This is a genomic window from Haliea sp. E17, from assembly GCF_048323675.1.
Taxonomy (GTDB): domain Bacteria; phylum Pseudomonadota; class Gammaproteobacteria; order Pseudomonadales; family Halieaceae; genus Mangrovimicrobium.
The window spans coordinates 57438-80864 of the sequence record NZ_JBLWFK010000006.1 but is presented as its reverse complement, the minus strand read 5'-3'; the positions used below and the strand labels follow the sequence as shown (position 1 = coordinate 80864).

Below are 23427 nucleotides of genomic sequence, written 5' to 3'. Positions count from 1 at the left end.
GTCGAGGCGGAAACCGGACAATGGCAGAAAACCCGAAAACACTGTATGACAAGCTGTGGGAGCGGCGCTGCATCGCCACCGACGATGAGGGCATGTCGCTGATCTACATCGACCGGCACATCGTGCACGAGGTGTCCTCCGCCCAGGCCTTCGAGGGCCTGCGGGCGGCGGGGCGCAAGCCCTGGCGGCGCGAGTCGATCATCGCGACTCCCGACCACAACGTGCCCACCACCGACCGCGGGCTGGGTATCGAGGGCGTGAGCGACCCGGTCTCGCGCAAGCAGATCATTGCCCTCGACAGCAACTGCAAGGAGTTCGACCTGCTGCAGTTTGACCTGCAGGACACCCGCCAGGGCATCGTGCATGTGATCGCGCCGGAACAGGGCATGACCCTGCCGGGCACGACGGTCGTGTGCGGCGATTCCCACACCGCGACCCACGGCGCTTTCGCCGCCCTCGGTGTGGGCATCGGCACCTCCGAGGTCGAGCACGTGCTCGCCACCCAGTGCCTGCGGCAGATGAAGGCCCGCAACATGCTGGTAGAAATCAGTGGCAGCCTGCGCCCGGGGGTGACCGCGAAGGACATCGCCCTTTACGTCATCGGAAAAGTCGGCACCGCCGGCGGCACCGGCTGCACTATCGAATTCGCCGGCCAGGCGGTGCGCTCGCTCAGCATGGAAGGGCGTATGACCCTGTGCAACATGGCGATCGAGGCGGGCGCGCGCGCCGGCCTGGTGGCCTACGACGCGGTGACCGAGGCTTACCTGGAGGGCAGGCCCTACGCGCCTGCCGGCGAACGGTGGCGCGCCGCCACCGCCGACTGGGCGTCACTGCACAGCGACCCCGGCGCGCATTTCGACCACGCCTGGTGTTTCGACGCCGCCGATATCCGCCCCCAGGTTTCCTGGGGTACCTCACCGGAAATGGTGGTCGCGGTTGACGCGCGAGTTCCTGCGCCGAGCGATTTCGACGACCAGACCAGGGCCGGTGCCTGCGAGTCAGCACTGGCCTACATGGGCCTCGACGCGGGCCAGGCGATCACCGATATCCGCATCGACCGCGCCTTTATCGGCTCCTGCACCAATTCCCGCATCGAGGATATCCGTGAAGTCGCGCGCATCGTTGCGGGCAAACAGGTCGCGGACAGCGTCAAGCAGGCGCTGGTGGTGCCCGGTTCCGGACTGGTCAAGCAGCAGGCGGAATCCGAGGGTCTGGATGCGATCATCCGCGCCGCCGGTTTCGAGTGGCGCGAACCCGGCTGTTCCATGTGCCTGGCGATGAACGCCGACCGGCTGGAACCCGGTGAGCACTGCGCCTCGACCTCCAACCGCAATTTCCAGGGCCGCCAGGGTATCGGCGGGCGCACGCACCTGGTGAGTCCCGCGATGGCAGCCGCGGCGGCCATTGCCGGCCATTTTGTCGACATCAGCAGCGAGGTAGCGTTGTGACCCCCTTTGTGACCCACCGCGGCCAGGTCTTCCCGCTCGATCGCAGCAATGTGGATACCGATGCCATCCTGCCCAAGCAGTACCTGAAATCGATCAGCCGCTATGGCTACGGCGACTGGCTGTTCGACGACTGGCGCTATCTCGATCCGGGCGACGCGGAAACCGACACGAGCACGCGCCGGCCCAACCCCGATTTCAGCCTGAACCACGCCCCCTACACGGGCGCCAGTATCCTGCTGGCGCGGGAAAACTTCGGTTGTGGATCCAGCCGCGAGCACGCGGTGTGGGCGCTGCGGGATTTCGGCTTCCGGGTGGTCATCGCGCCGAGCTTTGCCGACATTTTCTACAACAACTGCTTCAAGAACGGGCTCCTGCCACTGACCCTGCCCGCCGAGGTGGTGTCGGGCCTGTTCGCGCTTGCCACGGTTGAGCAGACAGTTGAACTGGAGGTGGACCTCGAGGCGCAGCTGGTGATCAGTGGCGACTACCAGTGGCCCTTCGAAATCGACGCCGCCCGGCGCCATCACCTGCTCGAGGGGCTGGACGACATCGCGGTGACGCTGGCCAGTGCCGGGCGAATTCGCAGTTTTGAAAGCGAATTGCGCGAGCGTGAACCCTGGCTCTTCGGGGCCGCTGGCTGAGGCCCCGCCCGGCTGCAGAATGCGGAGAATATCGAGATGCGAATGACACTTGGCAAGCCGGCTATTATCGCCATAGCCTGTTGCCTGGCACTGTTGTCGGCGATTCCGGGGGTGGTCAGTGCAACCGATGCATCCTACCCCTTCCTGACCATCGGCCAACTGCGCGAGCAGTATGAGGATCCGCAAAGCCGCTATCTCCGCGTTGGGGATATGCAGATCCACTACAAGGACGAAGGTCCGCGCGATGCCCCGGTACTGTTGCTGGTGCACGGCTCGGAGAGCAGCCTGCGCACCTGGGACGTGATTACCGAAGACCTGAAAAACCGCTACCGGGTGATTCGCTTTGACGTTCCCAGCTACGGGCTCTCCGATGGCGCTTCCGACAGCGATGTCGGTAAGCTGCAGCCCACCGACATTCCCCTGGCGCTACTCGACCACCTCGCTATTGAGCGCGTGACCTTCGCCGGTGTCTCCAGCGGCGGCACCATGGGCATGTACCTGGCAGCGCGCCGTCCCGATATCGTCGAGCGGCTGATTCTCTCCAACAACCCCTCGGACCCGGTCGATACCAGTCACCTGGTAATGCCGCAGGCCTTCCTGGACGCGGTAGCCCGGTCGAAGGCAAGCGGATTCCGGGATCAGGATTTCTGGAACGAATTCCTGAGCTATTTCTCCGGCGAGGCGGAGCGTATTTCCGCACAAACCCGCAGGGAGTACTACGACTTCAACCGGCGTACGCCGGAAAAGCACCTGATTGCGATGATCGCCCGGATCGGCGATGGCAAGCAGGCCATTGTCGAAATGAAAAAGATCGTGGCGCCGACCCTGCTGGTCTGGGGTACTGCCGATCCACTGCTGCCCGAGTCCGCCGCGGTGGCGGTTAGCCGTTACCTGGAAAACGCACAGATTTCACGGGTGTATATGCCGGATGTCGGTCACTACCCGCCGCTGGAGGTGCCCCACCGCTTTGCCCGGATGATCGCAGCCTATGTCGAGGCAGTGGTGCCCGAAGTGCCGGAGTCGCAGCCCGCTGAACCCGTGGCAGGCGCAGGCGGGGCGGACTAGGCAGTTATTCCATGTCCGCCAGGTGCAGGACTTCGGCGAGGTTTTCGACCCGCAAGACGTGGCGGGAGGGGATCGATATGACGCCATCGCGTTTCAGCTTGGCCAGCGAGCGGCTGACGGTTTCCACGGTCAGGCCGAGATAATCGGCGATGTCCTGGCGGGTCATGGGCAGCAGGAGGTTCTCCGGGGTGGCGCCGGGCATGCGCTGCAGCAGTTCCACGATCAGGAAGCACAGGCGCTCGTCGGCTTTTTTCTGGCCCAGCACGTAGACCTGGTCGAGGGCGTGGGCGAGTACGTTGGCACTGATGTCCTTGATGTTGCGCTTGAGTTGGGGCGCGCTATCGGCGAGCGCAAGCAGCTTTTGCTGGTTGAACTCGTGGGCGGTGAATTCGGTGAGTGTCTTTACACCGTATTCAAAAAACTCGGTGTTGCTCAGGCCGACGAAGTCGCCGGGAAACAGGAACGCGAGTACCTGCCGGTGGCCGGTACTGGACATGCGCTCAACCAGGGCGCAGCCCGTGATCAGGTTGAATACGCGCTCGGCCGGGGTGTGCTGGGTGAAGAGGTACTGCTGTTCGGAGCAGATTTTGAGGCGGGCGATATCGGCGAGGCTTCCCAGTTCGCTCTCGCTCAGGCCCCTGTAGAGGTCGTAGTCACGTCCAAAATCGATGTTGCCCCGGGACGGGTTATCAGAATTCATGACAGGCGTTGGGTCTCCTGCGCCGACAAGTTGCAGTGTCTGGATTATAGGCCGTGCAAAGTATCTGTCATATCGGCAAGCGGTGATTTATCCGGGGTGGAAGGCGCGCGCCGTGCTTCGAAACCCGCAAGTGTATTGACATCCCCGGCGTATGATGAGATACATAAAGTATTAATAGTATATCAATAGTATTTTAATGGAGAGGCGAATGGCGTGCAGTGCAACGAAGCTGGAATCGGGCCCGGTCGGGGTCGGGTTCGCGCTGCGCCTGGTCCTGCCGCTCCTGGCTGCTCTGCTACCCCAGCTGGGTGTCGCACAGGCGGCGATGAATCTCGGAGACGTTCCTTTCTGGCAACACGCTGCGGGGTGGTGGCTCGGTACCAACAGTTACTTCGATGGTGATATGAACCCCCGTCTGCGCGAATACCACACCCTTACCGGTATCGAGGTGCGCGGTGACCGCGTCATTGAGACCGAATACAAGTTCTATCCCCCCGGCGAGGCCAGCCCCTACCTGAGTTATGGGCAGATACTGGCGAGCCAGGGCGTGGAACTGGTCACCATCAGCGAGCATGTCGCCATAGCCGATACGGCCTCTGTACGGCAGGAATCAATCCGCCCTGAGATTGTCGAATCCGGAGGCATGGAAACCCGGGTTGTCGCCGAGGACAGCGCAATCCGGCGGGTTCTGGATTCGCAGACCGGCTACGAACACTACCGCCAGTATGTCAGCCTCAACCCGCCGGACAGGCGGTATATTCTCAACATGGGGATGGTGTCCGACCCGAATGACACGGGTGCAGGCCTCGGCGGCTTGCGCGGTTTCGCGATTTCCCGCGGTATTCGCATCAGCGCCGACGACGTGGAAGGCCAGCGCGAGCGACTGCGTCGGGTACATGCAGTCGGGGGAATCGTGTCCGCCGGGAATGATGAAAAACGAGACGTCAGCTTGATCGACAACAGCAGCCAGTGACCAACATGCCAGTGGCACCGAAACACAGAGCGAGGAATGAACTATGAAGAAAGATCACCAGCCGGGCGTCGACAACGCGCGCCGGGATTTTCTTGGTATGGCCGGCAAGGCCGCCGTCGGTGCCGGCATTGCCGGCGTGGGTGCCTCCGCCCTCGCCGCGGGCACCGATACGACCAGTAAGGTGGACTACTCGACCCTTAAGTACGATGACAACATCTGGAACCGCGACGCCATGGCGCGACTGCAGGCGGACCTCGACATCGGCAAGCAGAAATTCGGCTGGTACGCCGGCACGGTCAACGGCGTGCGCCCCGGTGAAAAGGTCAAGCCGCTGTTCGGATTCGAGGGTTTCTCCTTTGCCCGCCTGCAGGATATTGGCGACGGTGTCTACCAGAAGCTGCTGCGTGAAGTCGGTTTCTACACCGATCTTGAAACTGGCGAAATTCTCGAACACTGGGACAACCCCTACACAGGCGAGCGGGTGAAAGTCGTGCCCATCGCCAACGACCCGTTCAACTACAAGATCGGCCCCTTCTACCCGGATCCGCCCTCCTATGGCGGTCTCAACAAGGAAAAGCCGCCGAAGCGCCCGCTGCTGCTCAACTGGCGCGAAACCGGTGACAACAAGGTCTTCCTGCGCACCCCGATTCACCTGTACTACCCCTCGGCGCTGCAACCGGAGGCGTGGCCGCGAGAGTCTTCCGGCCCGATGAACCGGGTATCCGAGATGTTTACCTATGTCATCGACCGCGAGGACCTGGCGGACCCGAGCAAGACCAGTGTCGAGTACTCCGGTACCTGGTCGCGGATTACACCCTGGCTGCCCTGGATGCTGATGGGTCAGACAGAAGGGCACATCTACTACGATTGCATGATGGGCGCCTACAATGACATGAAAGTACTCTCGCCGAAGGTCAAGGCCTATGCAGAGAAACACTATCCGAAGTATTTCAACGCGCCCACCGAGTACGAGGAGCCCAGTTTCTCGAGCCTGGAACATTACGCGCGCGAGCAGAAGCCGGCGCCGGTGAAGAAAACCGCTGAGTGATTGCCCGCGGGCGTCGCTCAGTGCGAAGGCTCCCCCTGCGGTAATCCCGCGGGGGAGCGAATGGAGAGCATGACTTGATCAACAGAAGGCAATTGATTTCCCGTGCCGGCCTGTTGGCCGCGGGTTCGCTGCTGCCCCTGGGCTTGCGCGCTGCCGATTCGTCGCTTGATGTCGTGGTTATCGGCGCCGGGCTGTCGGGGCTGTACGCCGCGGAGCAGCTGGAGGCCGCGGGCCTGAAGGTACAGGTGCTGGAAGCTCGTCAGCGGATCGGTGGCCGCGTCTACACCATGGACGATGTGCCGGGTCGCCCCGAGGCGGGCGGCCAGACCGTGGGGCCGACCTACGGCCGCTTCATTTTCAGCGCCCTCAAGCACGGGGTGGAACTGGAAACCCTGGATTTCGGCAAGGGCTCGGAGCCGGTGCCGCAGATCATGGATATCGCCGGGCAGCGACTCATGCCCGCGGACTGGCCCACTTCGCCGCTGAACCCCTTGCCCGAGGCGTTGAAACAGCTGCCGCCGGACCAGGCGCTGCTGCAGTTGCTCGGTGATACGCCTTTCGCCAGCGCCGACGACTGGGCGAAACCGTCGTTCTTCCATCTGGACCGCTCGCTCGGCGAGTTCCTGCGCGAGCAGGGTGTGAGCGATCCCGCGGTGGAGCTGTTGGGCGTGAACAACAACTACGGCCGCACCCTGGATGAAACCTCGCTGTTGTTCATGCTGCGGGTCAAGGCGCTGCTGTTGAAAGGCTTTTCGACCCCGGGTGGCTACAAGGTGGTCGTGGGCGGTAACCAGCGCCTGCCGGAGGCCATGGCCGCGGCCCTGGCCACGCCGGTCCTGCAGGGCAAGGTGGTGAAGTCCATCGCCCGCGACGGCGAGGGTATGCAGGTCCTGTGTGAGGACGGCACCGCTTTTCGCGCGCGCTATGTGCTCTGTACATTGCCACTGCCGGCCCTGGCCGCCATCGAGATTAGCCCGGGACTGCCGCAATTGCAGGCAGAGGCGGCGCAGAACGTCGCCTACGGCAAGGTAACCCAGTTGCACCTGCGGGTGACTGCCCCTTTCTGGAAGGGTGTCGGCTTCATGCCCAACATCTGGTCCGACGGCCCGATAGAGCGGGTGTTCGCGACCGACCCGGAGAAAACCGGGCAGATCACCAACCTGACCATCTGGATCAACGGCAAGGGCGCGGAGCGTTACGAGGGTATGGCCCCCGAAGCGCTGCAAGCGGCGGTGATGGCGCAGTTCTACAAAGCCATGCCGGAAGCGAAGGGCGCTGTCGAAGTCAGTAAAGTATGGTCCTGGCAGGATTCCCGCTTCAGCGGCGGCTCCTTCGCCGTGTGGCGTCCAGGGCAGATCGCGCGCTATGCCAGCGCGTTGGCCGAACCCCACGGCAACCTGTTTTTCGCAGGCGAGCACACCGCCACGTGGGCCTCCGGCATGGAGGGCGCACTGGAGTCCGGTGAACGTGCTGCCGGCGAAATCATTTCCCGTATTTAAGTATTCAGGCAGATTAGTTATGACATCGAAGATTACCCGGGGCCTGTCCCTGTCCCTGTTGCTGGTTACCTGCCAGCTGGTCGCAGCTGAAGGCGCGGAGAAACCCACTCCGCCGCCGGGCGCGGTAGTTTGCTTCAGCTGCCACGGCAGCGACGGCATCAGCTCCAGTGGCCTGTGGCCCAATCTCGCGGGGCAGAAACCGGCCTACCTGGTCAAGCAGATGAAGGATTTCCAGAGTGGCGCCCGCAAGGACCCGATGATGAGTCCGATGGCGAAGAGCCTGAACGAAGAGCAGATCACGGCGATTGCGGACTATTTCGCCAACCTGTGATGTCCAGAACCAGGCTTTAACTGTCAGGAGTAAATTGATGTCGATGCCCCAACCGTCAAGCGGATTGCTGGAACAACTTTCCGGCTGTCTCGGCCAGGAGCACGTACTCACGGACGACTATTCGTGCGCATTCTATGCCCAGGACGTCTATAGCCAGGGCACCCCTGCCCTGGCGGTCGCGCGTCCGGGCTCAACCGCGGAATTGTCCGCGGTGGTCAGGGCTTGCACTGCAGCTGGCTACGCGGTGATTCCCCGCGGCGGCGGCATGTCCTATACCAGCGGCTATGTGCCGGCCGAGCCGGACAGCGTGGTCGTCGATACCTCGCGGATGTCGCGGGTATTGGAGATCAATGCCGAGGACATGTACGTCACGGTGGAGTGCGGCTGTACCTGGCAGGCCCTGCACGAGGCGCTGGCGGATACCGGCTTGCGCACGCCCTACTGGGGAACGCTCTCCGGGCGCTACGCCACCGTGGGTGGCGGCCTTTCGCAGAACGCGATTTTCTGGGGCTCCGGCCAGTTCGGCAGCGCTGCGGATTCGGTGATCGGCCTTGAGGTCGTGCTGGCGGATGGCTCCGTCGTGCGTACCGGCTCCGGCGCCCAGGTCAACGGCAGCCCGTTCTTCCGCCATTATGGGCCCGACCTCACCGGCCTGTTCACCTGCGACAGCGGTGCCCTCGGTTTCAAGGCGGTCATCACCCTGCGCCTGATTCCCCAGCTCCCGGCGAAGGAATACCTGGCCATGGACTTCAAAAGCGGTGCAGATGCGCTGGCGGCCATGAGCGAAATTGGCCGCAAGGGCCTGGCCATGGAATGCTTCGGCTTCGACCCGTACCTGCAGTCCCAGCGCATGAAGCGCGAGAGCCTCGCGGCGGACGTGAAGTCGCTGACCGGGGTGATGAAAAGCAGCGGCTCCGTGTTCGGCGCGCTGAAAGAGGGCGCGAAAGTCGCGTTCGCCGGACGCCGCTACATGAACGAGGTGGATTTCTCCATCCAGGTGATTGTCGAGGAGCGCTGTCCGGAAGCCGCACAGCTGATGGCGCGCCAGGTGCGGGATATCATCGCCCGCCACAATGGCCGCGAGATCGAGAACAGCATCCCGAAGATCGTGCGCGCCAATCCTTTCGGCCCGGTCAACAACATGGTCGGCCCCGAGGGCGAGCGCTGGGTGCCGGTGCACGCGCTGCTGCCGCACTCGAAGGTGATCGCGGCCTTCGCCGGTGTCGAGGCAATCAAGGAACGCCATGCGGCCCTGATCGAGGAGCACGGTATCGGTATGGGTTACCTGTTCGCCACGGTGTCCACTAACTGTTTCGCCCTGGAACCGGTGTTCTTCTGGCCCGACGAACTCAACGAACTGCATCGCAAGAGCATTACCCCGGACCACCTCAAGCGCCTGAAGGGTTTCCCCGCCAACGAGGCCTCCCGCGCGGCGGTGGCGACCATCCGCCAGGACATTATCGAACTGTTCACCGGAATGGGCGGCGTGCACCTGCAGATCGGCAAGAGCTATCGCTACCGTGAGGGGCTCGATGCCAATACCCTGAAACTGATCAGCTCGATCAAGGAACTGGTCGATCCGCAGAACCGGGTCAACCCGGGATCCCTCGGCCTGTAAATCTCCCGCGGGGGCCCTGGGGTTCCCGCTGAATCTCTCTTGTACCTTTGGGTTGGCGGCCTGGCGGCCGCTGCGTGGCCTGCGGGCGGGAAAGCTCTTTTACTCCATTCCGGGCGCTTGCGGCGCGTTGGCCTTTTGGTGTCCGGAATTGCCGCGTGGCTGTGGGGTTTTGATTAAGGCTTGAGGTTACATGCTACTGAAGTCCACGGTAGCTGGTGGGGTGGGTTGGCGCATCGCGTTGCTGTGGCGGTTCCGCATGAGGATCGAGCTCGCACCGACGCCCTCCAAGTCCGTAAAAGAGCCTTCCCACCCACTGGCAACGCGGGGGCAACCCCAGGCCTTCGCACTCTGGTCCGTAATCGGCAGCCTGGCTCCCGGCTCCCACGCAGCGGCCGAAAGGCCGCCACGCAAACCCGGGGAAGCAACTAGAAGCGATAAGAGAAATCCACGCCATAGGAGCGCAGCGCCGACGGGTGGTCGAAGCTACCGCCGAACTCCGGCGCCGGGATCACTTCCTGCAGGTAGTCCTCGTCGGTCAGGTTGCGGCCCCAGGCGGTGAGCGTCCAGTGCTCGGCTTCCAGCCCGACACGCATGTCGATGGTGTCATAGGGATCGCGGGAGGCCTTGGAAAAGTCCTGGTTGAACCCGGGCCCGAAGAAGGCGTTCCAGATCGTGGGGGTCTGCTCTCCCTGCAGCGTGTGGAACCAGGTCTCCCCGACATACTGCCAGTCCAGCCGGCTTACCAGGTTGAGATCGCCGGTCAGCGGCAAAACCCATTCCGCGCCGAGGTTGGCGGTGGTGTCCGGTGCCTGCGGAACGTCGTTACCCTCGGACAGCGGCCGGTTGCGGTTTTTCTCGATCTCGGAATCCAGCAGGCCGATGCCGCCGTAAAGCGTCAGGCCTTCGGCGGCAACGAAGGTGAAGTCCGCTTCTGCGCCCTGCACGTACATCTTGTCGATGGTGGTGACCGAGCGCAGCAGGCCGAAGGGGCCGGCGAAGAACTCGAAGAACTGGTTGTCCTCGACATCGGTGCGGAATACCGAAGCGTTCAGGCGCAGGCGGCGCCCGAAGAATTCGGATTTCATGCCCAGTTCCCAGGCCTCGGACACTTCCTTGTCGTAGTCGTCGGTAACGCTCAGCCCGGCATCCACCGTTTCTCCCGGGCCGCCGTAGCCGGCGTTGAACCAGTAGTTGATCAGGTCCTCGGTACCCACCGAGTTGAAGCCGCCGCTGCGGAAGCCGATACCGTAGCTGGCGTAAAGGTTGACGCTGTCGGTTGCCGCCCAGTTCAGGGTGACCTTGGGCTGGAACTGGCTGTAGGTGTCGTCGCGTTTGGGAATGCCATCCGGGTTGCTGTTGTAAGCCGGGTTGAGCGGTCCCGGGGCGCCAGTGACGGGGTCGAGCAGGTTGACGTTAAGGCCCGAGTTGCTCACGTTGGGCACCTTGTTTTTCACCTCGCGGTCCTCGCGGTCGTAGCGGGCGGCGAGGGCCAGTTCCAGGGTGTCGGTCAGGTCCAGTTCGATCTGGCCGTACACCGCGTAGACCGAGGTGTTGAAGTCGTCCCAGAACAGCAGGTCGGTGGGGTTGGGGCCGGTGGCCGGTACATAGGGCGCGCGTTTGAAGCCGAGGCCCTGGTCGGCGCCGTAGGCGACCACTACCTCGCGCTCGATTTCCGCCAGGTAGATACCGCCGATCCAGCGCAGGGACTGGTCGTCCGGTGAGCTCAGGCGAGCGTCGAAGCTGAGGTCTTCCTGGTTGCGTTCCTGGTACTGGTAGCCGTCACAGGAGAGTGCGGTGTAGGGGCCGTAGACACCCTGGAAATCCTGTCCCGGGGGCAATACCAGGAAGGGCGCCAGCACGTCGCCGAACAGGTCGGGGCGGGTAAAGCTGTTGAGCGTTGCGCGGTCGCTCTGGCACGCCGGGGTCAACTCATAGCCGTAGAAGGTGGCGCTGGTGCCGTCGGAGAGCAGGTACTCCTCGAGATCGTTGTAGGCCAGGCTGGCGCTCAGGTCGGCAAAGCCGAGATCCCAGTCCGCCTTCACTGCGAACTCGGTGGTTTCCTGTTTGTTCTCCCCGGGCACGTTGAAGGTAAAGTTGAAATCCAGGTCGTTGACGTCCTTGAAATATTCCGGTGAACCGAGCACATCGACAAATAGCGGGATGGCGAAGGCGGCGTTGAAGTTGATCGCGCCGGACTCAGCCCTGGAATAGCCGGCGCGGAAATCCAGCGAGAGATCATCACTGACATTCCAGATCATTCGGCCCCTTGCGCTGGTGTCCTCGAGGTAGTCCACCGCATCGTCGGAACCGGTGAAAATATTCTTGTAGAAGCCGTCGGTTTTCCGGTTGCTGACCGCCAGGCGCGCAAGCAGGGTGTCCTCGATCAGCGGGCCGCTGACCATGGCGTTGGCCTTGTAGGCGTTGTTGTTGGCGATACCGCCGGTGACCCTGGCTTCGAATTCGTTGCTCGGTGGAACGGTGGTCACCAGTACCGCGCCGGCGACGGCGTTGCGCCCGTAGAGCGCGCCCTGCGGGCCCTTGAGCACTTCGATCTGCTGGACGTCGAACAACTCCTCGTTGAAGCTGTTGGGGTTGGTGCTGAGAATGCCGTCGACGACATAGGCGAAGGTCGATTCGGCGTCGCGGGTGGAGACCACGCCGCGAATGCTGACCTGGGTGTCGCCGATATTGGCGGCGTCCACCATGGTGACGTTGGGAATCAGGCCGATGAAATCCGCGGGGCGCTCGATACCGGCGCGCTCGATGGTGGTCTGGTCGATGGCGCTGATGGCGATCGGTACATCCTGCAGGTTCTCCGTGCGTTTGCGCGCGGTGACCACCACTTCCTCTATCGCCAGGCCATCGGTCTGCGCCTGTGCGGGAAGGCTTCCGCTCCAGGCGGCGCTGGCCGCGAGCAACCCTGTAACGACCTTGCTGCTTTTCCTGTTCATTCCCCTACCTCCAGGCTGGTGATTGCCGTGAATATCGTTTCAGTTCAGAGGCCATTGCCGGTTATGGGTGGCTTGGAATCAGCGCGGCGAGAGCGCCGCGGCAACAGCACTCGAGTGATAATCCTATAGGTATTTTGATATATCAATGTTATTTAATCATGTCTGTTTAAATTGCTGCGGAGCAGGTGTGATAGCGCTGCAACGCGGGCAAAAAAAACCCGCCTCAAGGGCGGGTTGTGGAACGACCAAGGTCGCCCTGACCTGCGTCAGAACGGTTTGGTCGCCCCGAGGAAGCCAACGCTGGCGATGCCGATCCAGTACAGGTAGGCGATGTAGCGGGAGAGCGCGATCTGCTTTTCCAGGCGCGCTTCCAGCGCCGGGTCTTCCCGTTGCGCCAGCACACGGAAAATCATCGTCCATTCGCGCATTACGTAGCGCAGCCACAGGCCGATGACCAGCAGCCCGGAGAAGATCAGGATCTTGGTGGAGTACCAGAGTTGGCCGCTGCCGCCCGCGAAGGGACCGTGGCCGAGCAGGGAACTGATGGCGGCGATAGCCAGAACCGGTATCAGGACGTAACGGATGGCTTCATCCAGCTTGGTCAGGCGGATGCCGAGGTCGGTTTCACGGAAGAAAAACGCCGACCAGCACAGGGCCAGCCAGGCGGCGAGGGCGATCCAGACGCCGACCAGGAACGCGCCACCCCAGGGCTGCACGCCCCAGAAATAGCCCATATGGAGACCGAGCGGCAGCAGCATGATGATGCCGGTGCGCGCCAGGATGTCGATGCGGTAAGCGGTTTCGAGGTGCCGGCGACGCTCCTCCATGGACAGCTTGCGGTTGACGATATTGTAGGAGGTCTGGAAGACCCCCCATTCGCCGCCCAGCCAGTAGACCATGGCGAGAATGTGCAGCCAGCGCAGGATTGCGAGTTCCATAATGTGTTTCCTCTCGGGACAGGCGCCCCGTTACCGGGCGCTCCTGGCAAAAAACTTGGTGAAAATAGCTCGCTAGAACTGCGCGTAGACTAGTCCCTTGAATTTGTAGCTACCTTAACAATTGTCAAGTGGCGGGCCGCCGTATCGTCGTAGGGTTTCCTGTAGAACTGGGTAATTGAATCTCTAAAACCTATTGATATATAATTATATCAAATGGGCTGATGGCGGGTTCGCGGGGAGAGGTAGCGGGCAGGGGACATGACGACAAAGACACTATTCGAAAAGCTGTGGTTTGACCACGAGATCGCACGCCTCGACGACGGCGACTCGCTGGTCTACATCGACCGCGTATTCCTCCACGAGCGCACTGGTTCCGTGGCCCTGGAAAGTCTCTCCAGCGAGGGCCGTACAGTGCGGGCGCCTGCCCGCGTATTCTGCAGCATGGATCACATCGTCGATACCCTGCCCGGTCGCGGTGACGAGACCCTGGTGCCCAACGGCAAGAACTTTATCCAGTCCACCCGCCAGGCGTCCCGCCAGGCGGGTATTCGGCTCTTCGATGTCAACGACCATGACCAGGGCATCGTTCACGTGGTCTCCCCGGAGCTGGGTATCGTGCAGCCCGGCTGTACCCTGGTCTGTCCGGACAGCCATACCTGCTCCCAGGGCGCGCTCGGCGCGCTCGCCTGGGGAATCGGTTCCAGCCAGGCCGAGCACGCCATGGCGACCAGCACTCTGGTGGTGAAGAAACCCCGCACCATGCGGGTGAACTTTCGCGGTGAATTGCCGCCACTGGTGTCGGCAAAGGATATGATCCTGCACCTCATCGCGCGCTACACCACGGCGGGCGGTGCCGGCTATGCCATCGAGTTCGCCGGAGAAGCGGTATCGGCGCTGGATGTGGAGGGGCGGCTTACCCTGTGCAATATGGCGGTGGAGTTTTCCGCGTTCACCGCGCTCATCGCGCCCGACGAGAAAGTCATCGACTACCTGCAGGGCAAAACCTATGCGCCTGCCGCAGAGAACTGGACCCGGGCGGTGGATTACTGGCTCAGCCTGTGCTCTGACGCCGACGCGGTCTTCGACCGCGAGATCGAGGTCGACTGTTCACAGTTGAGTCCTTTCGTCAGCTGGGGTACCAGCCCCCAGCAGGCCTGCGAAGTGACCGGCATGGTGCCGGCGATCGATGCCAGCCTCGACGAGACGGACAGCACCAGCATGCGCAAGGCTTTCGAGTATATGGACGTGAAGCCGGGTCAGGCGTTGCAGGACCTGGCCATCGATGGTGCGTTTATCGGCTCCTGTACCAACAGCCGTATCAGCGATTTGCGCGAGGCCGCTGCGATTCTGCGGGGCCGCGAGGTCGCGCCCGGGGTGCGAGCGATCTGCGTGCCCGGGTCCCAGGCGGTCAAGCGCCAGGCCGAGGCGGAGGGCCTCGACCAGGTGTTCATCGCTGCGGGCTTCGAATGGCGCGAGCCCGGTTGCTCCATGTGCTTCTACGCCGGAGGCGAAGGCTTCGGACCCCTGCAGCGGGTGGCGACCAGCACCAATCGCAATTTCGAGGGCCGTCAGGGGCCGGGGGTGCGCTCCCATCTCGCCAGTCCGGTGACGGTCGCGGCATCCGCGCTAGCCGGGCACATCGCCGATCCCAGGGAGTACCTGCCGTGAGAAAATTTACTGTTCATCGCGGTGTGGCGGCGCCACTGCTGCGGGTCAATGTCGACACCGACGCGATTATCCCTTCCCGGGAAATGAAGCTGGTGTCAAAGCAGGGCCTGGGTGAAGGACTGTTCGCCGGCTGGCGCTATACCGCGCCGGGCGGGCGTGAACCCGACTCCTGCTTCGTGCTCAACCGGCCTGAATACAGCGGCGCCAGCATTCTGTTGTCCGGGCGCAATTTCGGTTGCGGCTCCTCGCGGGAACACGCGGTGTGGGCGCTGGCTGAATACGGTATCCGGGCCATTATCGCGCCGAGCTTCGGGGTGATCTTTCAGGGCAACTGCGAGCGCAACGGCATCCTGCCGGTCGTGCTGGACGACAGTGCAGTGCAGGCCATCGCCGGGGAAGTCGAGGCGGACCCGCAGGGCAGCGAGGTGGAAATCGACCTGGAGCAGCAGCGGGTCATCTCGCCCGGCGGGCATACCTACAGCTTCGACATCGCGCCCTCCAGCCGCCAGATGTTGCTGCAGGGGCTGGACCAGATCGGCAGTACGCTGTGCCGGCTGGAGGAAATTGAGGCCTTCGAAGAGGGTCTGCGCCAGCGCAGGCCCTGGTTGTTCGAACTCTGAAGCGTCGCCCCGCGGAGATAGACAATGCACCATTTCGAATTTGCCAGCGCACCGAGGATCGTCTGTAAACCCGGCGCCAGTATGGAACTCGCCGCACACTGCGCGATCCTGGGCATCCGGCGCCCGCTGCTGGTGACCGATGCGCCCCTGCTGGCGACCGGATTGCTGGACCCGGTGATCGCTTCACTGGAGGCGGCCGGCCTGGCGGCGCAGGTATTCTCGGATGTGCAGCCCGACCCGCCGGAGGCGGTGGTGGTCGACTGTGCGCAGCAGGCCCGGGCCTGCGGTGCAGACGGGGTTATCGGCTTTGGCGGCGGCAGCAGCCTGGACGTGGCCAAGCTCATCGCGGTCATGCTGCGCTCCAGTGGCGTATTGAGCGATTATTTCGGTGTCGACCAGATCGTTGGCCAGCGCGCGCCGCTGGTCCTGGTGCCAACCACTGCCGGGACCGGATCCGAAGTGACCCCGATCTCCATCATCACTACCGGGGAAAGCACCAAGGCGGGTGTCGTGTCCCCGAAGCTGCTGCCCGACCTCGCCGTGCTCGACGCCGGGTTGACCCTTGGCCTGCCGCCCGCAGTGACCGCGGCCACCGGGATCGATGCCATGGTCCACGCGATCGAGGCGTTTACCAGCCTGCACCGTAAGAATGCCTATTCCGACATGCTGGCGCGGGAGGCCCTGTCCCTGCTCTCGGCCAACCTGGTGGAGGTCGTGCACAACGGCGGCAATCGCGAGGCGCGGTCGCACATGTTGCTGGGTTCCATGCTGGCGGGGCAGGCCTTCGCCAACGCGCCGGTGGCGGCGGTGCATGCGCTGGCCTATCCGCTGGGCGGGCACTACCACATCTCCCACGGCCTGAGTAACTCGCTGGTGCTGCCCCATGTGCTGCGCTTCAACGCGCCGCAGGCGGCAGCGCGCTATGCGGAATTGCTGCCCTGTATCGGTGTGGCCGCCAGCGGTGATGTCGCCGCCGACTGCGCGACCTTCATCGCCTGTATCGATGCCCTGATCGAGGCGGTGCAACTGCCGGTACGGCTGCGCGACCTCGGCATCGCGGAAGCGGACCTGCCGATGCTGGCGGAAGACGCCATGCAGCAGCAGCGCCTGCTGGTGAACAACCCCCGGCCTGTCACGCAGGATGACGCCCTGTCCATCTACCGGCAGGCCTATTGAGGCGGGGTCCCGCTCCCGCCTCAACCACTATCGTATTTCTGGAGTATTGGACTGAACATGGTACCTTCGATTTTTAAAGACAAACTCGCCGCCGGCGAGTTTATTTTCGCCCCCGGCATCCAGGACATGATCACCGCCGTGGTCGCGGACCGCGTCGGTTTCGAGGTGGTCTACGCGACAGGCTACTGGCTCACCGCCTCCGCTTACGGCCTGCCCGACGCCGGTATCGTCAGCTACACCGAGATGGTCGACCGGGTTGCGACCCTGGTACGTACCAGCAAGGCGGCGGTGGTGGCGGACGCCGACACCGGTTACGGCGGCCTGCTGAACGTGCACCACACGGTGCGCGGTTACCAAGAAGCCGGGGTCTGCGGTATCCAGCTGGAGGACCAGGAGTTCCCGAAAAAGTGCGGGCACACTCCCAACAAGCGACTGGTATCCTGCGAGGAAATGGTGGAGAAAATCCGCGTCGCGGTCGACGCCCGGACCGATCCCAACCTGCAGATCATCGCGCGCACGGACGCCCGCCAGTCCGAGGGGCTCAGCGGCGCCATCAAGCGCGCACAGGCCTATCGCGAGGCGGGAGCGGACGTCACCTTTGTCGAGGCCCTGCACTCCGACGAGGAGATGCGCACCGCCTGTACCGAAGTCGATGGCCCGGCAATGGCCAACATGTCCAACGGCGGCATGACCCCGATGCGCAATATCGAGGAGATGAAAGCGCTGGGCTACAACTTCGCCATCGCGCCCTCCCTCACCAGCCTGGCCTCGGCCTGGGCGGTGGAGCACGCGCTGCGCGAGTCGCTGCGGCAGGGCGGTTCGCCGCAGCCCGAGGGTGTGCCGATGATGGACTTCAAGGAATTCTGCTCGCTGATCGGCTTCGAAGAGGTTTGGGCCTTCGAGCGCAAGTGGGCGAAGGACTGATATCGTCGACCCCGGTGACTGGCGCCGGCGGCGAATTGAACAGAATGGCTACAGTGGAGTGAACAGTATGACAGAAAATGCAGCGGACAATTACGCCGGCGTCTACGGCAACCGGATCGGCTTCGGCAAGCGCCCGGCCCTGGTACTGATCGATTTTGTCGAGGCCTACTTCGACCGCGACTGCGATCTCTACGCCGACGTGGAAGATGAGCTCGCCTCGGCCCTGCGGCTGGTCGAGGTGGCGCGCGAGCAGGGCATCCCGGTGGTCTACACCAAGGTCGAGTATCACCCCAGCGGTATCGACGGCGGGCGCTTCTTCCAGAAGGCGCTGCCGCTGCGTCACCTGGTCAAGGGTTCGCCGATGGGCGCCTGGGCGAAGGGGCTGGAACCCGCAGAAAACGAACTGGTGGTGACCAAGCAGTACCCCAGCGCGTTCTTTGGCACTTCCCTCGCCGCAACCCTGACAGCCCAGGGTATCGACAGTGTCATCCTCACCGGTCTCACCACCAGCGGTTGCGTGCGCGCGAGCTGTGTTGATGCCATGTCCAACGGATTTATCACCATCGTGGTTAGCGACGCCTGTGGCGACCGTCACCAGGCGCCGCACGAGGCCAACCTGTTCGACATGAACGCGAAGTATGCGGATGTGGTGTCGGAGGCTGAAGTGGTCGAGTACTTCGAAGGGCTGGTGGGTTGAAGCCGGGCCCGGTGGTGATAGCGGCATCCGGATTGTCCCGTTACAACGGGCAATCACACTGATTTTGATAAGGCGCCGCCAGGCGCCTTTTTTGTGGCCGCCTCAGGTTTCGTCGATGGTCAGGTCCATCTGGTACTGGAAGTATTCCGGGTTGTAGCGCACATGCAGGAAGTCGCGCAACTGCTCGTCGGAATCGTAGGAGCGCCGCACCATGCTCAGCAGGGGAATGCCCGGCTTGATCTTCAGCGCTGTTGCGATCTCCTCGGATGCGGAGATTGCGGTCAGGGTCTGTTTCACGTGGGTGATGTTGATGCCCTGCTCGCGGAATATTTCCAGGCGCGGGGTGGTTTCCAGCTGCCGCTGGCTGGGCTTTTTCTTCAGGCCGACCGTCCAGCTTTCGTAAAAGCCGAAGGGTTCGCCATCGCGCGAGCGCACGCGTACGATGCGCAGCGCAGTGTCGCCCGGATCCAGCGAGAGTTCGCCGCGAATTTCCGCGGGCGGCTGCAGGCGCGCGACCTCGATCACCCGCACCTCGGTCTGCCGGGCCATGCTTTCGATTTCCTGCAGCATGCCCACCAGCGGCGCTTTGACCGGCCCCGGCGTGTACTTGAAGATGACGTGGGAGCCCTTGCCGCGGCGTCGCTCGACCAGTTTTTCCCCGGCCAGTTCATCCATCGCCCGCTTGGCGGTGATGCGCGAAACGCCGAAGGCGTCCGACAGCTGTTGTTCGGTGGGCATCAGCGTGCCGTTGGGCAGTGTGCCGTTCAGAATCAGGTTTTTCAGCAGGCTGTAGAGCTGGTAGTAGAGTGGGGAATGGCTGTCGGGGTCCAGTGCCTTCCGCTGTTGGGGACTGATCAATACATCGATGGAGCTCATTACTATCGTTCTCGCGCTTCCTTGTCGTATAAGAGTATAATGTTATAGCAAATAGTACATTATGACTATTGATAAGTGTCAAAGTCCGGCCCGAAACTGAAGCCCGCCCCTGTGCTTGGCGCCCGGCGCAATCAGTGCCTACGCATTGTTGTCATAAACGCGTAATGATATTACATTAGATCAAATATTCGGTTGCAGTATGGATACCTCTCGCGTGCCGGGTGGCCTGCGGTGAAGTGGAGCAAGTAAGGTATGAACAAATATTATCCCTGGGTGATCGCCCTGCTGGCCTGTGTGGTACTGCTGGTCAGCAACGGTATGAGTATTACCGGACTGTCCGTTTACGACGAATCGATCATCGACGAGTTCGGCTGGACCCGCGGTGAACTCAAGTTCCGGGATATGGTGACCTTCTCCACCAGTGCCCTGCTGGCGCCCTTCGGCGGCGTGTTTATCGATCGCCTCGGTGTGCGGCGCTGTATGCTGTTCGGCTGGCTGGTGCTCGGCGGCGCCTACTTCGCCTACAGCCAGATGGATTCGCTGACCACCCTGTACCTCGTGCACGCCGCCCTCGGGCTGGTGCTGGTGCTCTGCGGTCTCAACCCCGCGGTCATCCTGGTATCGAGCTGGTTCCAGGGGAAGCGCGGTGTCGCTATCGGCATCACGCTGGTCGGTACCAGTCTCGGCGGCATGCTGTTTCCCCAGTACGGGACGTGGATGGCGCAATCCGTCGGCTGGCGCGAGGCGATGAACTGGGCCCTGGTGTTCCCCGCCTGCATGTTCGTTCTGGTATTCCTGCTGGTGCGCGACCGTCCCTCGCAACTGGGCATGCAGCCGGTGCAGGAGAGCAGCAGCGGCCCGGCGGCCAACGGCATGGCCGTGGGTGCGGACATGGAATACCTCGACGCCCTGAAAACCCGCACGTTCTGGGCATTGGCCATCACCGCGATGACCACCTTTTACACCGTGCTCGCGGTACAGGCGCACCTCTTCCTGTACATGCGCGACCTCGACTTCGACGCCAAAACCGCGACCAACGCCATCAGCGCTTTCTTCGCCTGTGCGGTCACCGGCAAGTTCCTGTTCGGCCTGCTGTCGGACTACCTCAATTTCAAGAAGGTCTTCCTCGGCAACATCGTGGTGATGCTGGCGGGTGCGCTCTGCCTGGCCTACCTGCACGGCCAGGTGATCTGGGCCGCTGTCGCCCTGTTCGGGCTTGGCTGGGGCGGTGTCTATACCACCTTGCAGCTCTCCGCCGTCAACTGCTTCGGGCTCAAGTCCGCGGGCAAGATCCTCGGCACCATTACTGTACTGGACTGTTTTGGCGGCGGTCTCGGTATCTGGTTGACCGGTGTGCTTTACACCCGCTACGGCAACTATGACCTCGCCTTCCAGATTTTTGTCGCCCTGATTGTGATCGCAGCCATTGCCATTACCCAGGTGCGCCAGCCGGCGCCACGCGCGCTGCAGGTGGCCGCCGCCTGATACCCGGCCCCGGCGCGTGACTATTGTCATGGTCGTCGGCGGGTCCCGCTGTTAGCTTTTTCAATTGTCCCCGGGGCTGCTGGACCGCAGCGGTCCCCTTTGCACAAGCGCCAGGAAACCCCCCATGACTGAATCCATCAACCAGCAGGTGAAACTCGCGAGAACGCCGGAAGGCGAGCCCGTCCCGCAAGACTTCGAGGTCGCCGCGGGAAGCGTCCCCGAAGCGGGGCCCGGGCAAGTGCTCTGCCAGACCCTGTTCCTGTCGCTGGACCCCTATATGCGCAGCCAGATCGCGGGGCGCCATATCTCCGGCGCCATAAAGCCCGGCGACGTGATGCTGGGGGAAACGGTCAGTCGGGTCGTCAGCAGTCACAGCGATCAATTCAGTCCCGGTGATATCGTGCGCTGCCCCGGCGGCTGGCAGCAGTTTTCGCTGCATGCACCGGAGGCGCTCAGTCGGGTCAGCGCCACCGATGTGGCGCTTTCCAATTACCTGTCGGTCCTCGGCATGCCGGGCCTCACCGCCTACGCGGGCCTGGTCTGGCTGGCCGGACCGAAGGCGGGGGATACGGTGGTGGTGCCGGCGGCGACCGGCGGGGTCGGCGCGATGGTCGGGCAACTCGCCCGGCAGCGTGGCTGTCGTGTCATCGGTATCGCCGGTGGTCCGGAGAAATGTCGTGAGGCCGTTGAAGAACTGGGTTACGACGCCTGTATCGACCGCAAGGCCGGCGACATGGCTTATCTCGCCGCCGAACTCGACCGTTTGTGTCCCGCGGGTATCGATATCTACTTCGACCTCGTGGGCGGCGAACTGCTCAACCAGGTATCCATGCGCCTCGCGGTTGGCGCCCGGGTCATCCTCTGCGGGATCATGTCGGAACTGAATTCCGCCGCCCGCAGCGGTGGGCCGCACCCGGCGCTGTGGATCAAGGCGCGGGCCACGGTGCACGGCCTGGTGGTCTATGATTTCGAGCCGCGCCGCGAGGAGTTCGTGGCGGCCTGCCTGCCGGCGATCCGCTCCGGCGAGATCAAGCCCTTCGAGGATTGCTACGTCGGCCTGGAGCAGGCCCCGGAAGCCTTCTGTCGCCTGATGCGCGGCGAAAACCGCGGTAAGGTGGTCATCGCGGTCAGCTGACCGTTGTCCCGCAGCGAGCGCGTCACGGCGCTCGCTGCAGTCCGCATTTTCCTGTCACTACAGCTGGACGGTAACCGCCTTGGTTTCGAGGTAGGCGTCCAGTCCTTCCTGTCCGAACTCGCGACCCCAGCCCGACTGGCCGTAGCCGCCAAAGGGAATGTTGGTGCCCACGGCGCCATGGCAGTTGACGGACACGTGACCCGCGCGAATGCGCGCCACCAGGGCGTGGGCGGTCGACAGGTCGCGGGTCCAGACGCTGCCGGACAGACCGTAGTCGGTGTCGTTGGCCATCGCCGCAATGGCGTCGAGATCGTCGGTGTCGAAGCGCTGGATCGCCATGACCGGGCCGAAGATCTCCTCGCGCACGACAGCCATGTCCGGGCGGCAGTCGCCGAAGATCGTCGGCTGGACGAAATTTCCGGGCCCCGCGATGCGCTGGCCACCGGTAACCAGGGTGGCGCCTTCCTCGATGCCCCGGGCGATGTAGCCCATCACTTTTTCACAGTGGGCAGCGGATATAAGCGGCCCGATGTGGGTGGCGGGGTCGAGTCCGTGACCGATGACCATGCCTTCGGCAAAAGCCTTGAGCCCGGCAACCAGGCTGTCGTAGATGGAGGCATGGACGAATATGCGGGTGCCGGCCATGCAGTTCTGGCCCTGCAGGAAGAAGGTCGCCATGGCCACGCCGGGTACCGCCAGTTGCAGGTCGGCATCGGGCATGACCACTACCGGCGATTTGCCGCCCAGTTCCAGCGACAGCTTCTTCAGGTTGCCGATGGCCGCCTCGATGACCTTGCGCCCGGTGGCGGTAGAACCGGTGAAGGACACCTTGTCGACATCGCTGTGGCGCGCCAGCGCGCTGCCCGCGCTGGCGCCGAAGCCATTGACGATATTCACCACGCCGGGGGGGAAACCGGCCTCGGCGACCAGTCGGCCCAGCAGCAGGATGGACAGGGGGGTCTCCTCGGAGGGTTTGACCACCACGGTGCAGCCCGCGGCGAGGGCCGGTGCCAGCTTCAGTACCGCGGTGGAGATGGGCACGTTCCAGGGCACGATGAGTCCCGCCACTCCCACCGGTTCGCGCAGGGTGTAGGTCAGCGCTTCCGCCTGTGCGGACACGTGCCGCGGCGGACTGGTGGTGGTGCCCTCGATGCGCTGTGCGGCGCCCGCGTAGTAGTCGAACATCTCCGCGATGTTGTCGATGGTCAGTCGGGAGATGCCCACCGGCATGCCGTTATCCAGCACCTCGATCTCGGTGAAAAGATCGGTATTCGCCTCGATCAGGCGGGCGAGGCGGGACAGCAGGCGCGCGCGCTCGAAGTGGGTGAGGCGGCTCCAGGGGCCGTTGAAGGCTTCGCGCGCTGCGCGCACAGCCAGGTCGATATCGGTGGCGTCGCCAATGGCGACGCGGGCGAGGATTGCGCCGCTCGCAGGATCCCTGGTCTCCAGGGTTTCCCCGGCCGCGCCGTCGACCCAGCGGCCGTTGATCAGCAGCTTGTGCGCCTGCTGGAGGAATTCCCGGGTGGCGCTGGCAACGGCGGGAATGCGCGTTGTGTCACCAGCTGAATTCTGTATGTGATTTTCTGCCATGGTTTGCCTCGTTCTGGACGGAGGTTTTTCCCGTCGTTTACTTG

20 protein-coding genes are annotated in these 23427 nt (G+C 63.3%); 15 read left to right on the top strand and 5 right to left on the bottom strand.

Annotated elements, in window-relative coordinates; genetic code table 11:
* The first annotated feature begins 20 nt into the window (after window positions 1-20).
* From leuC to ACNKU3_RS16410, 3 genes are read left to right on the top strand one after another with little or no spacing between them, the layout of a single operon-like run.
* Complete coding sequence (leuC, locus tag ACNKU3_RS16420; protein ID WP_418260631.1) at window positions 21-1448, top strand: 3-isopropylmalate dehydratase large subunit; 1428 nt, start codon at window positions 21-23, stop codon at window positions 1446-1448.
* Window positions 1445-2089: a 3-isopropylmalate dehydratase small subunit gene (leuD, locus tag ACNKU3_RS16415; RefSeq protein WP_418260630.1), complete on the top strand. Its 645-nt coding sequence runs from the start codon at window positions 1445-1447 to the stop codon at window positions 2087-2089. Before leuC ends, leuD (ACNKU3_RS16415) begins: the two co-directional genes overlap by 4 nt.
* A 36-nt stretch (window positions 2090-2125) precedes the next feature.
* On the top strand, window positions 2126-3154 hold the full coding sequence (locus ACNKU3_RS16410; RefSeq protein ID WP_418260629.1) for an alpha/beta fold hydrolase: 1029 nt from the start codon (window positions 2126-2128) through the stop codon (window positions 3152-3154).
* A 4-nt stretch (window positions 3155-3158) separates the two neighbouring features.
* Here ACNKU3_RS16410 and ACNKU3_RS16405 read toward each other — a convergent pair whose 3' ends face one another.
* Window positions 3159-3854 (bottom strand): Crp/Fnr family transcriptional regulator, encoded by a 696-nt coding sequence (locus ACNKU3_RS16405; RefSeq protein WP_418260628.1) that lies wholly within the window; start codon window positions 3852-3854, stop codon window positions 3159-3161.
* Window positions 3855-4062: 208 nt separating this feature from the next.
* On the opposite strand from ACNKU3_RS16405, the gene ACNKU3_RS16400 reads away from it, so the two are divergent.
* The 5 genes from ACNKU3_RS16400 to ACNKU3_RS16380 all read left to right on the top strand — a co-directional run bounded on the left by ACNKU3_RS16400 (window position 4063) and on the right by ACNKU3_RS16380 (window position 9323).
* Window positions 4063-4827, top strand: a complete 765-nt coding sequence (locus ACNKU3_RS16400; RefSeq protein WP_418260627.1) for a hypothetical protein — start codon at window positions 4063-4065, stop codon at window positions 4825-4827.
* Between the two features lie 43 nt (window positions 4828-4870).
* On the top strand, window positions 4871-5875 hold the full coding sequence (locus ACNKU3_RS16395) for a DUF1838 family protein (protein ID WP_418260626.1): 1005 nt from the start codon (window positions 4871-4873) through the stop codon (window positions 5873-5875).
* A gap of 74 nt (window positions 5876-5949) precedes the next feature.
* Window positions 5950-7374, top strand: coding sequence for a flavin monoamine oxidase family protein (locus ACNKU3_RS16390; protein ID WP_418260625.1), 1425 nt, complete (start codon window positions 5950-5952; stop codon window positions 7372-7374).
* Between the two features lie 19 nt (window positions 7375-7393).
* Window positions 7394-7705: a c-type cytochrome gene (locus ACNKU3_RS16385; RefSeq protein ID WP_418260624.1), complete on the top strand. Its 312-nt coding sequence runs from the start codon at window positions 7394-7396 to the stop codon at window positions 7703-7705.
* A 37-nt stretch (window positions 7706-7742) separates the two neighbouring features.
* Complete coding sequence (locus tag ACNKU3_RS16380) at window positions 7743-9323, top strand: FAD-binding oxidoreductase (RefSeq protein WP_418260623.1); 1581 nt, start codon at window positions 7743-7745, stop codon at window positions 9321-9323.
* A gap of 425 nt (window positions 9324-9748) precedes the next feature.
* Here ACNKU3_RS16380 and ACNKU3_RS16375 read toward each other — a convergent pair whose 3' ends face one another.
* Together ACNKU3_RS16375 and ACNKU3_RS16370 are read right to left on the bottom strand one after the other, a co-directional pair.
* Window positions 9749-12274, bottom strand: a complete 2526-nt coding sequence (locus ACNKU3_RS16375; protein WP_418260622.1) for a TonB-dependent receptor — start codon at window positions 12272-12274, stop codon at window positions 9749-9751.
* Window positions 12275-12540: 266 nt separating this feature from the next.
* Entirely contained in the window at window positions 12541-13212 is a 672-nt protein-coding gene (locus ACNKU3_RS16370) for a hypothetical protein (protein ID WP_418260621.1), read from the bottom strand.
* A 258-nt stretch (window positions 13213-13470) separates the two neighbouring features.
* On the opposite strand from ACNKU3_RS16370, the gene ACNKU3_RS16365 reads away from it, so the two are divergent.
* The 5 genes from ACNKU3_RS16365 (at window position 13471) to ACNKU3_RS16345 (ending at window position 18297) form a co-directional block, all read left to right on the top strand.
* Window positions 13471-14880: a 3-isopropylmalate dehydratase large subunit gene (locus tag ACNKU3_RS16365; RefSeq protein WP_418260620.1), complete on the top strand. Its 1410-nt coding sequence runs from the start codon at window positions 13471-13473 to the stop codon at window positions 14878-14880.
* The gene (gene leuD, locus ACNKU3_RS16360) at window positions 14877-15500 is read left to right on the top strand and encodes a 3-isopropylmalate dehydratase small subunit (protein ID WP_418260618.1); all 624 of its coding nucleotides are present in this window, start codon (window positions 14877-14879) and stop codon (window positions 15498-15500) included. Before ACNKU3_RS16365 ends, leuD (ACNKU3_RS16360) begins: the two co-directional genes overlap by 4 nt.
* A gap of 24 nt (window positions 15501-15524) precedes the next feature.
* A complete protein-coding gene (locus ACNKU3_RS16355) occupies window positions 15525-16676 on the top strand; it encodes an iron-containing alcohol dehydrogenase (RefSeq protein ID WP_418260616.1) in 1152 nt (383 codons plus the stop codon).
* A 57-nt stretch (window positions 16677-16733) separates the two neighbouring features.
* Window positions 16734-17600, top strand: coding sequence for an isocitrate lyase/PEP mutase family protein (locus ACNKU3_RS16350; RefSeq protein WP_418260615.1), 867 nt, complete (start codon window positions 16734-16736; stop codon window positions 17598-17600).
* 67 nt (window positions 17601-17667) lie between these two features.
* The gene (locus tag ACNKU3_RS16345; protein WP_418260613.1) at window positions 17668-18297 is read left to right on the top strand and encodes an isochorismatase family protein; all 630 of its coding nucleotides are present in this window, start codon (window positions 17668-17670) and stop codon (window positions 18295-18297) included.
* Window positions 18298-18399: 102 nt separating this feature from the next.
* Here ACNKU3_RS16345 and ACNKU3_RS16340 read toward each other — a convergent pair whose 3' ends face one another.
* Window positions 18400-19173 (bottom strand): GntR family transcriptional regulator, encoded by a 774-nt coding sequence (locus tag ACNKU3_RS16340; RefSeq protein WP_418260612.1) that lies wholly within the window; start codon window positions 19171-19173, stop codon window positions 18400-18402.
* A 252-nt stretch (window positions 19174-19425) separates the two neighbouring features.
* Here ACNKU3_RS16340 and ACNKU3_RS16335 point away from each other — a divergent pair, with 252 nt between their 5' ends.
* Together ACNKU3_RS16335 and ACNKU3_RS16330 are read left to right on the top strand one after the other, a co-directional pair.
* Window positions 19426-20658 carry an MFS transporter gene (locus ACNKU3_RS16335; RefSeq protein ID WP_418260611.1) on the top strand — a complete coding sequence of 411 codons (1233 nt, stop codon included), beginning with the start codon at window positions 19426-19428 and terminating at the stop codon, window positions 20656-20658.
* Between the two features lie 124 nt (window positions 20659-20782).
* A complete protein-coding gene (locus tag ACNKU3_RS16330) occupies window positions 20783-21793 on the top strand; it encodes an NADP-dependent oxidoreductase (RefSeq protein ID WP_418260610.1) in 1011 nt (336 codons plus the stop codon).
* 57 nt (window positions 21794-21850) lie between these two features.
* On the opposite strand, the gene ACNKU3_RS16325 is transcribed toward ACNKU3_RS16330, so the two are convergent.
* The gene (locus ACNKU3_RS16325) at window positions 21851-23383 is read right to left on the bottom strand and encodes an aldehyde dehydrogenase family protein (RefSeq protein ID WP_418260608.1); all 1533 of its coding nucleotides are present in this window, start codon (window positions 23381-23383) and stop codon (window positions 21851-21853) included.
* Between the last annotated feature and the right edge of the window lie 44 nt (window positions 23384-23427).

Coding starts and splice junctions, on each gene's coding strand:
- leuC (WP_418260631.1), top strand. CDS start 21: ATGGCAGAAAACCCGAAAACACTGTATGACAAGCTGTGGGAGCGGCGC.
- ACNKU3_RS16410 (WP_418260629.1), top strand. CDS start 2,126: ATGCGAATGACACTTGGCAAGCCGGCTATTATCGCCATAGCCTGTTGC.
- ACNKU3_RS16405 (WP_418260628.1), bottom strand. CDS start 3,854: ATGAATTCTGATAACCCGTCCCGGGGCAACATCGATTTTGGACGTGAC.
- ACNKU3_RS16400 (WP_418260627.1), top strand. CDS start 4,063: ATGGCGTGCAGTGCAACGAAGCTGGAATCGGGCCCGGTCGGGGTCGGG.
- ACNKU3_RS16395 (WP_418260626.1), top strand. CDS start 4,871: ATGAAGAAAGATCACCAGCCGGGCGTCGACAACGCGCGCCGGGATTTT.
- ACNKU3_RS16385 (WP_418260624.1), top strand. CDS start 7,394: ATGACATCGAAGATTACCCGGGGCCTGTCCCTGTCCCTGTTGCTGGTT.
- ACNKU3_RS16380 (WP_418260623.1), top strand. CDS start 7,743: ATGTCGATGCCCCAACCGTCAAGCGGATTGCTGGAACAACTTTCCGGC.
- ACNKU3_RS16375 (WP_418260622.1), bottom strand. CDS start 12,274: ATGAACAGGAAAAGCAGCAAGGTCGTTACAGGGTTGCTCGCGGCCAGC.
- ACNKU3_RS16370 (WP_418260621.1), bottom strand. CDS start 13,212: ATGGAACTCGCAATCCTGCGCTGGCTGCACATTCTCGCCATGGTCTAC.
- ACNKU3_RS16365 (WP_418260620.1), top strand. CDS start 13,471: ATGACGACAAAGACACTATTCGAAAAGCTGTGGTTTGACCACGAGATC.
- ACNKU3_RS16355 (WP_418260616.1), top strand. CDS start 15,525: ATGCACCATTTCGAATTTGCCAGCGCACCGAGGATCGTCTGTAAACCC.
- ACNKU3_RS16350 (WP_418260615.1), top strand. CDS start 16,734: ATGGTACCTTCGATTTTTAAAGACAAACTCGCCGCCGGCGAGTTTATT.
- ACNKU3_RS16345 (WP_418260613.1), top strand. CDS start 17,668: ATGACAGAAAATGCAGCGGACAATTACGCCGGCGTCTACGGCAACCGG.
- ACNKU3_RS16340 (WP_418260612.1), bottom strand. CDS start 19,173: ATGAGCTCCATCGATGTATTGATCAGTCCCCAACAGCGGAAGGCACTG.
- ACNKU3_RS16335 (WP_418260611.1), top strand. CDS start 19,426: ATGAACAAATATTATCCCTGGGTGATCGCCCTGCTGGCCTGTGTGGTA.
- ACNKU3_RS16330 (WP_418260610.1), top strand. CDS start 20,783: ATGACTGAATCCATCAACCAGCAGGTGAAACTCGCGAGAACGCCGGAA.
- ACNKU3_RS16325 (WP_418260608.1), bottom strand. CDS start 23,383: ATGGCAGAAAATCACATACAGAATTCAGCTGGTGACACAACGCGCATT.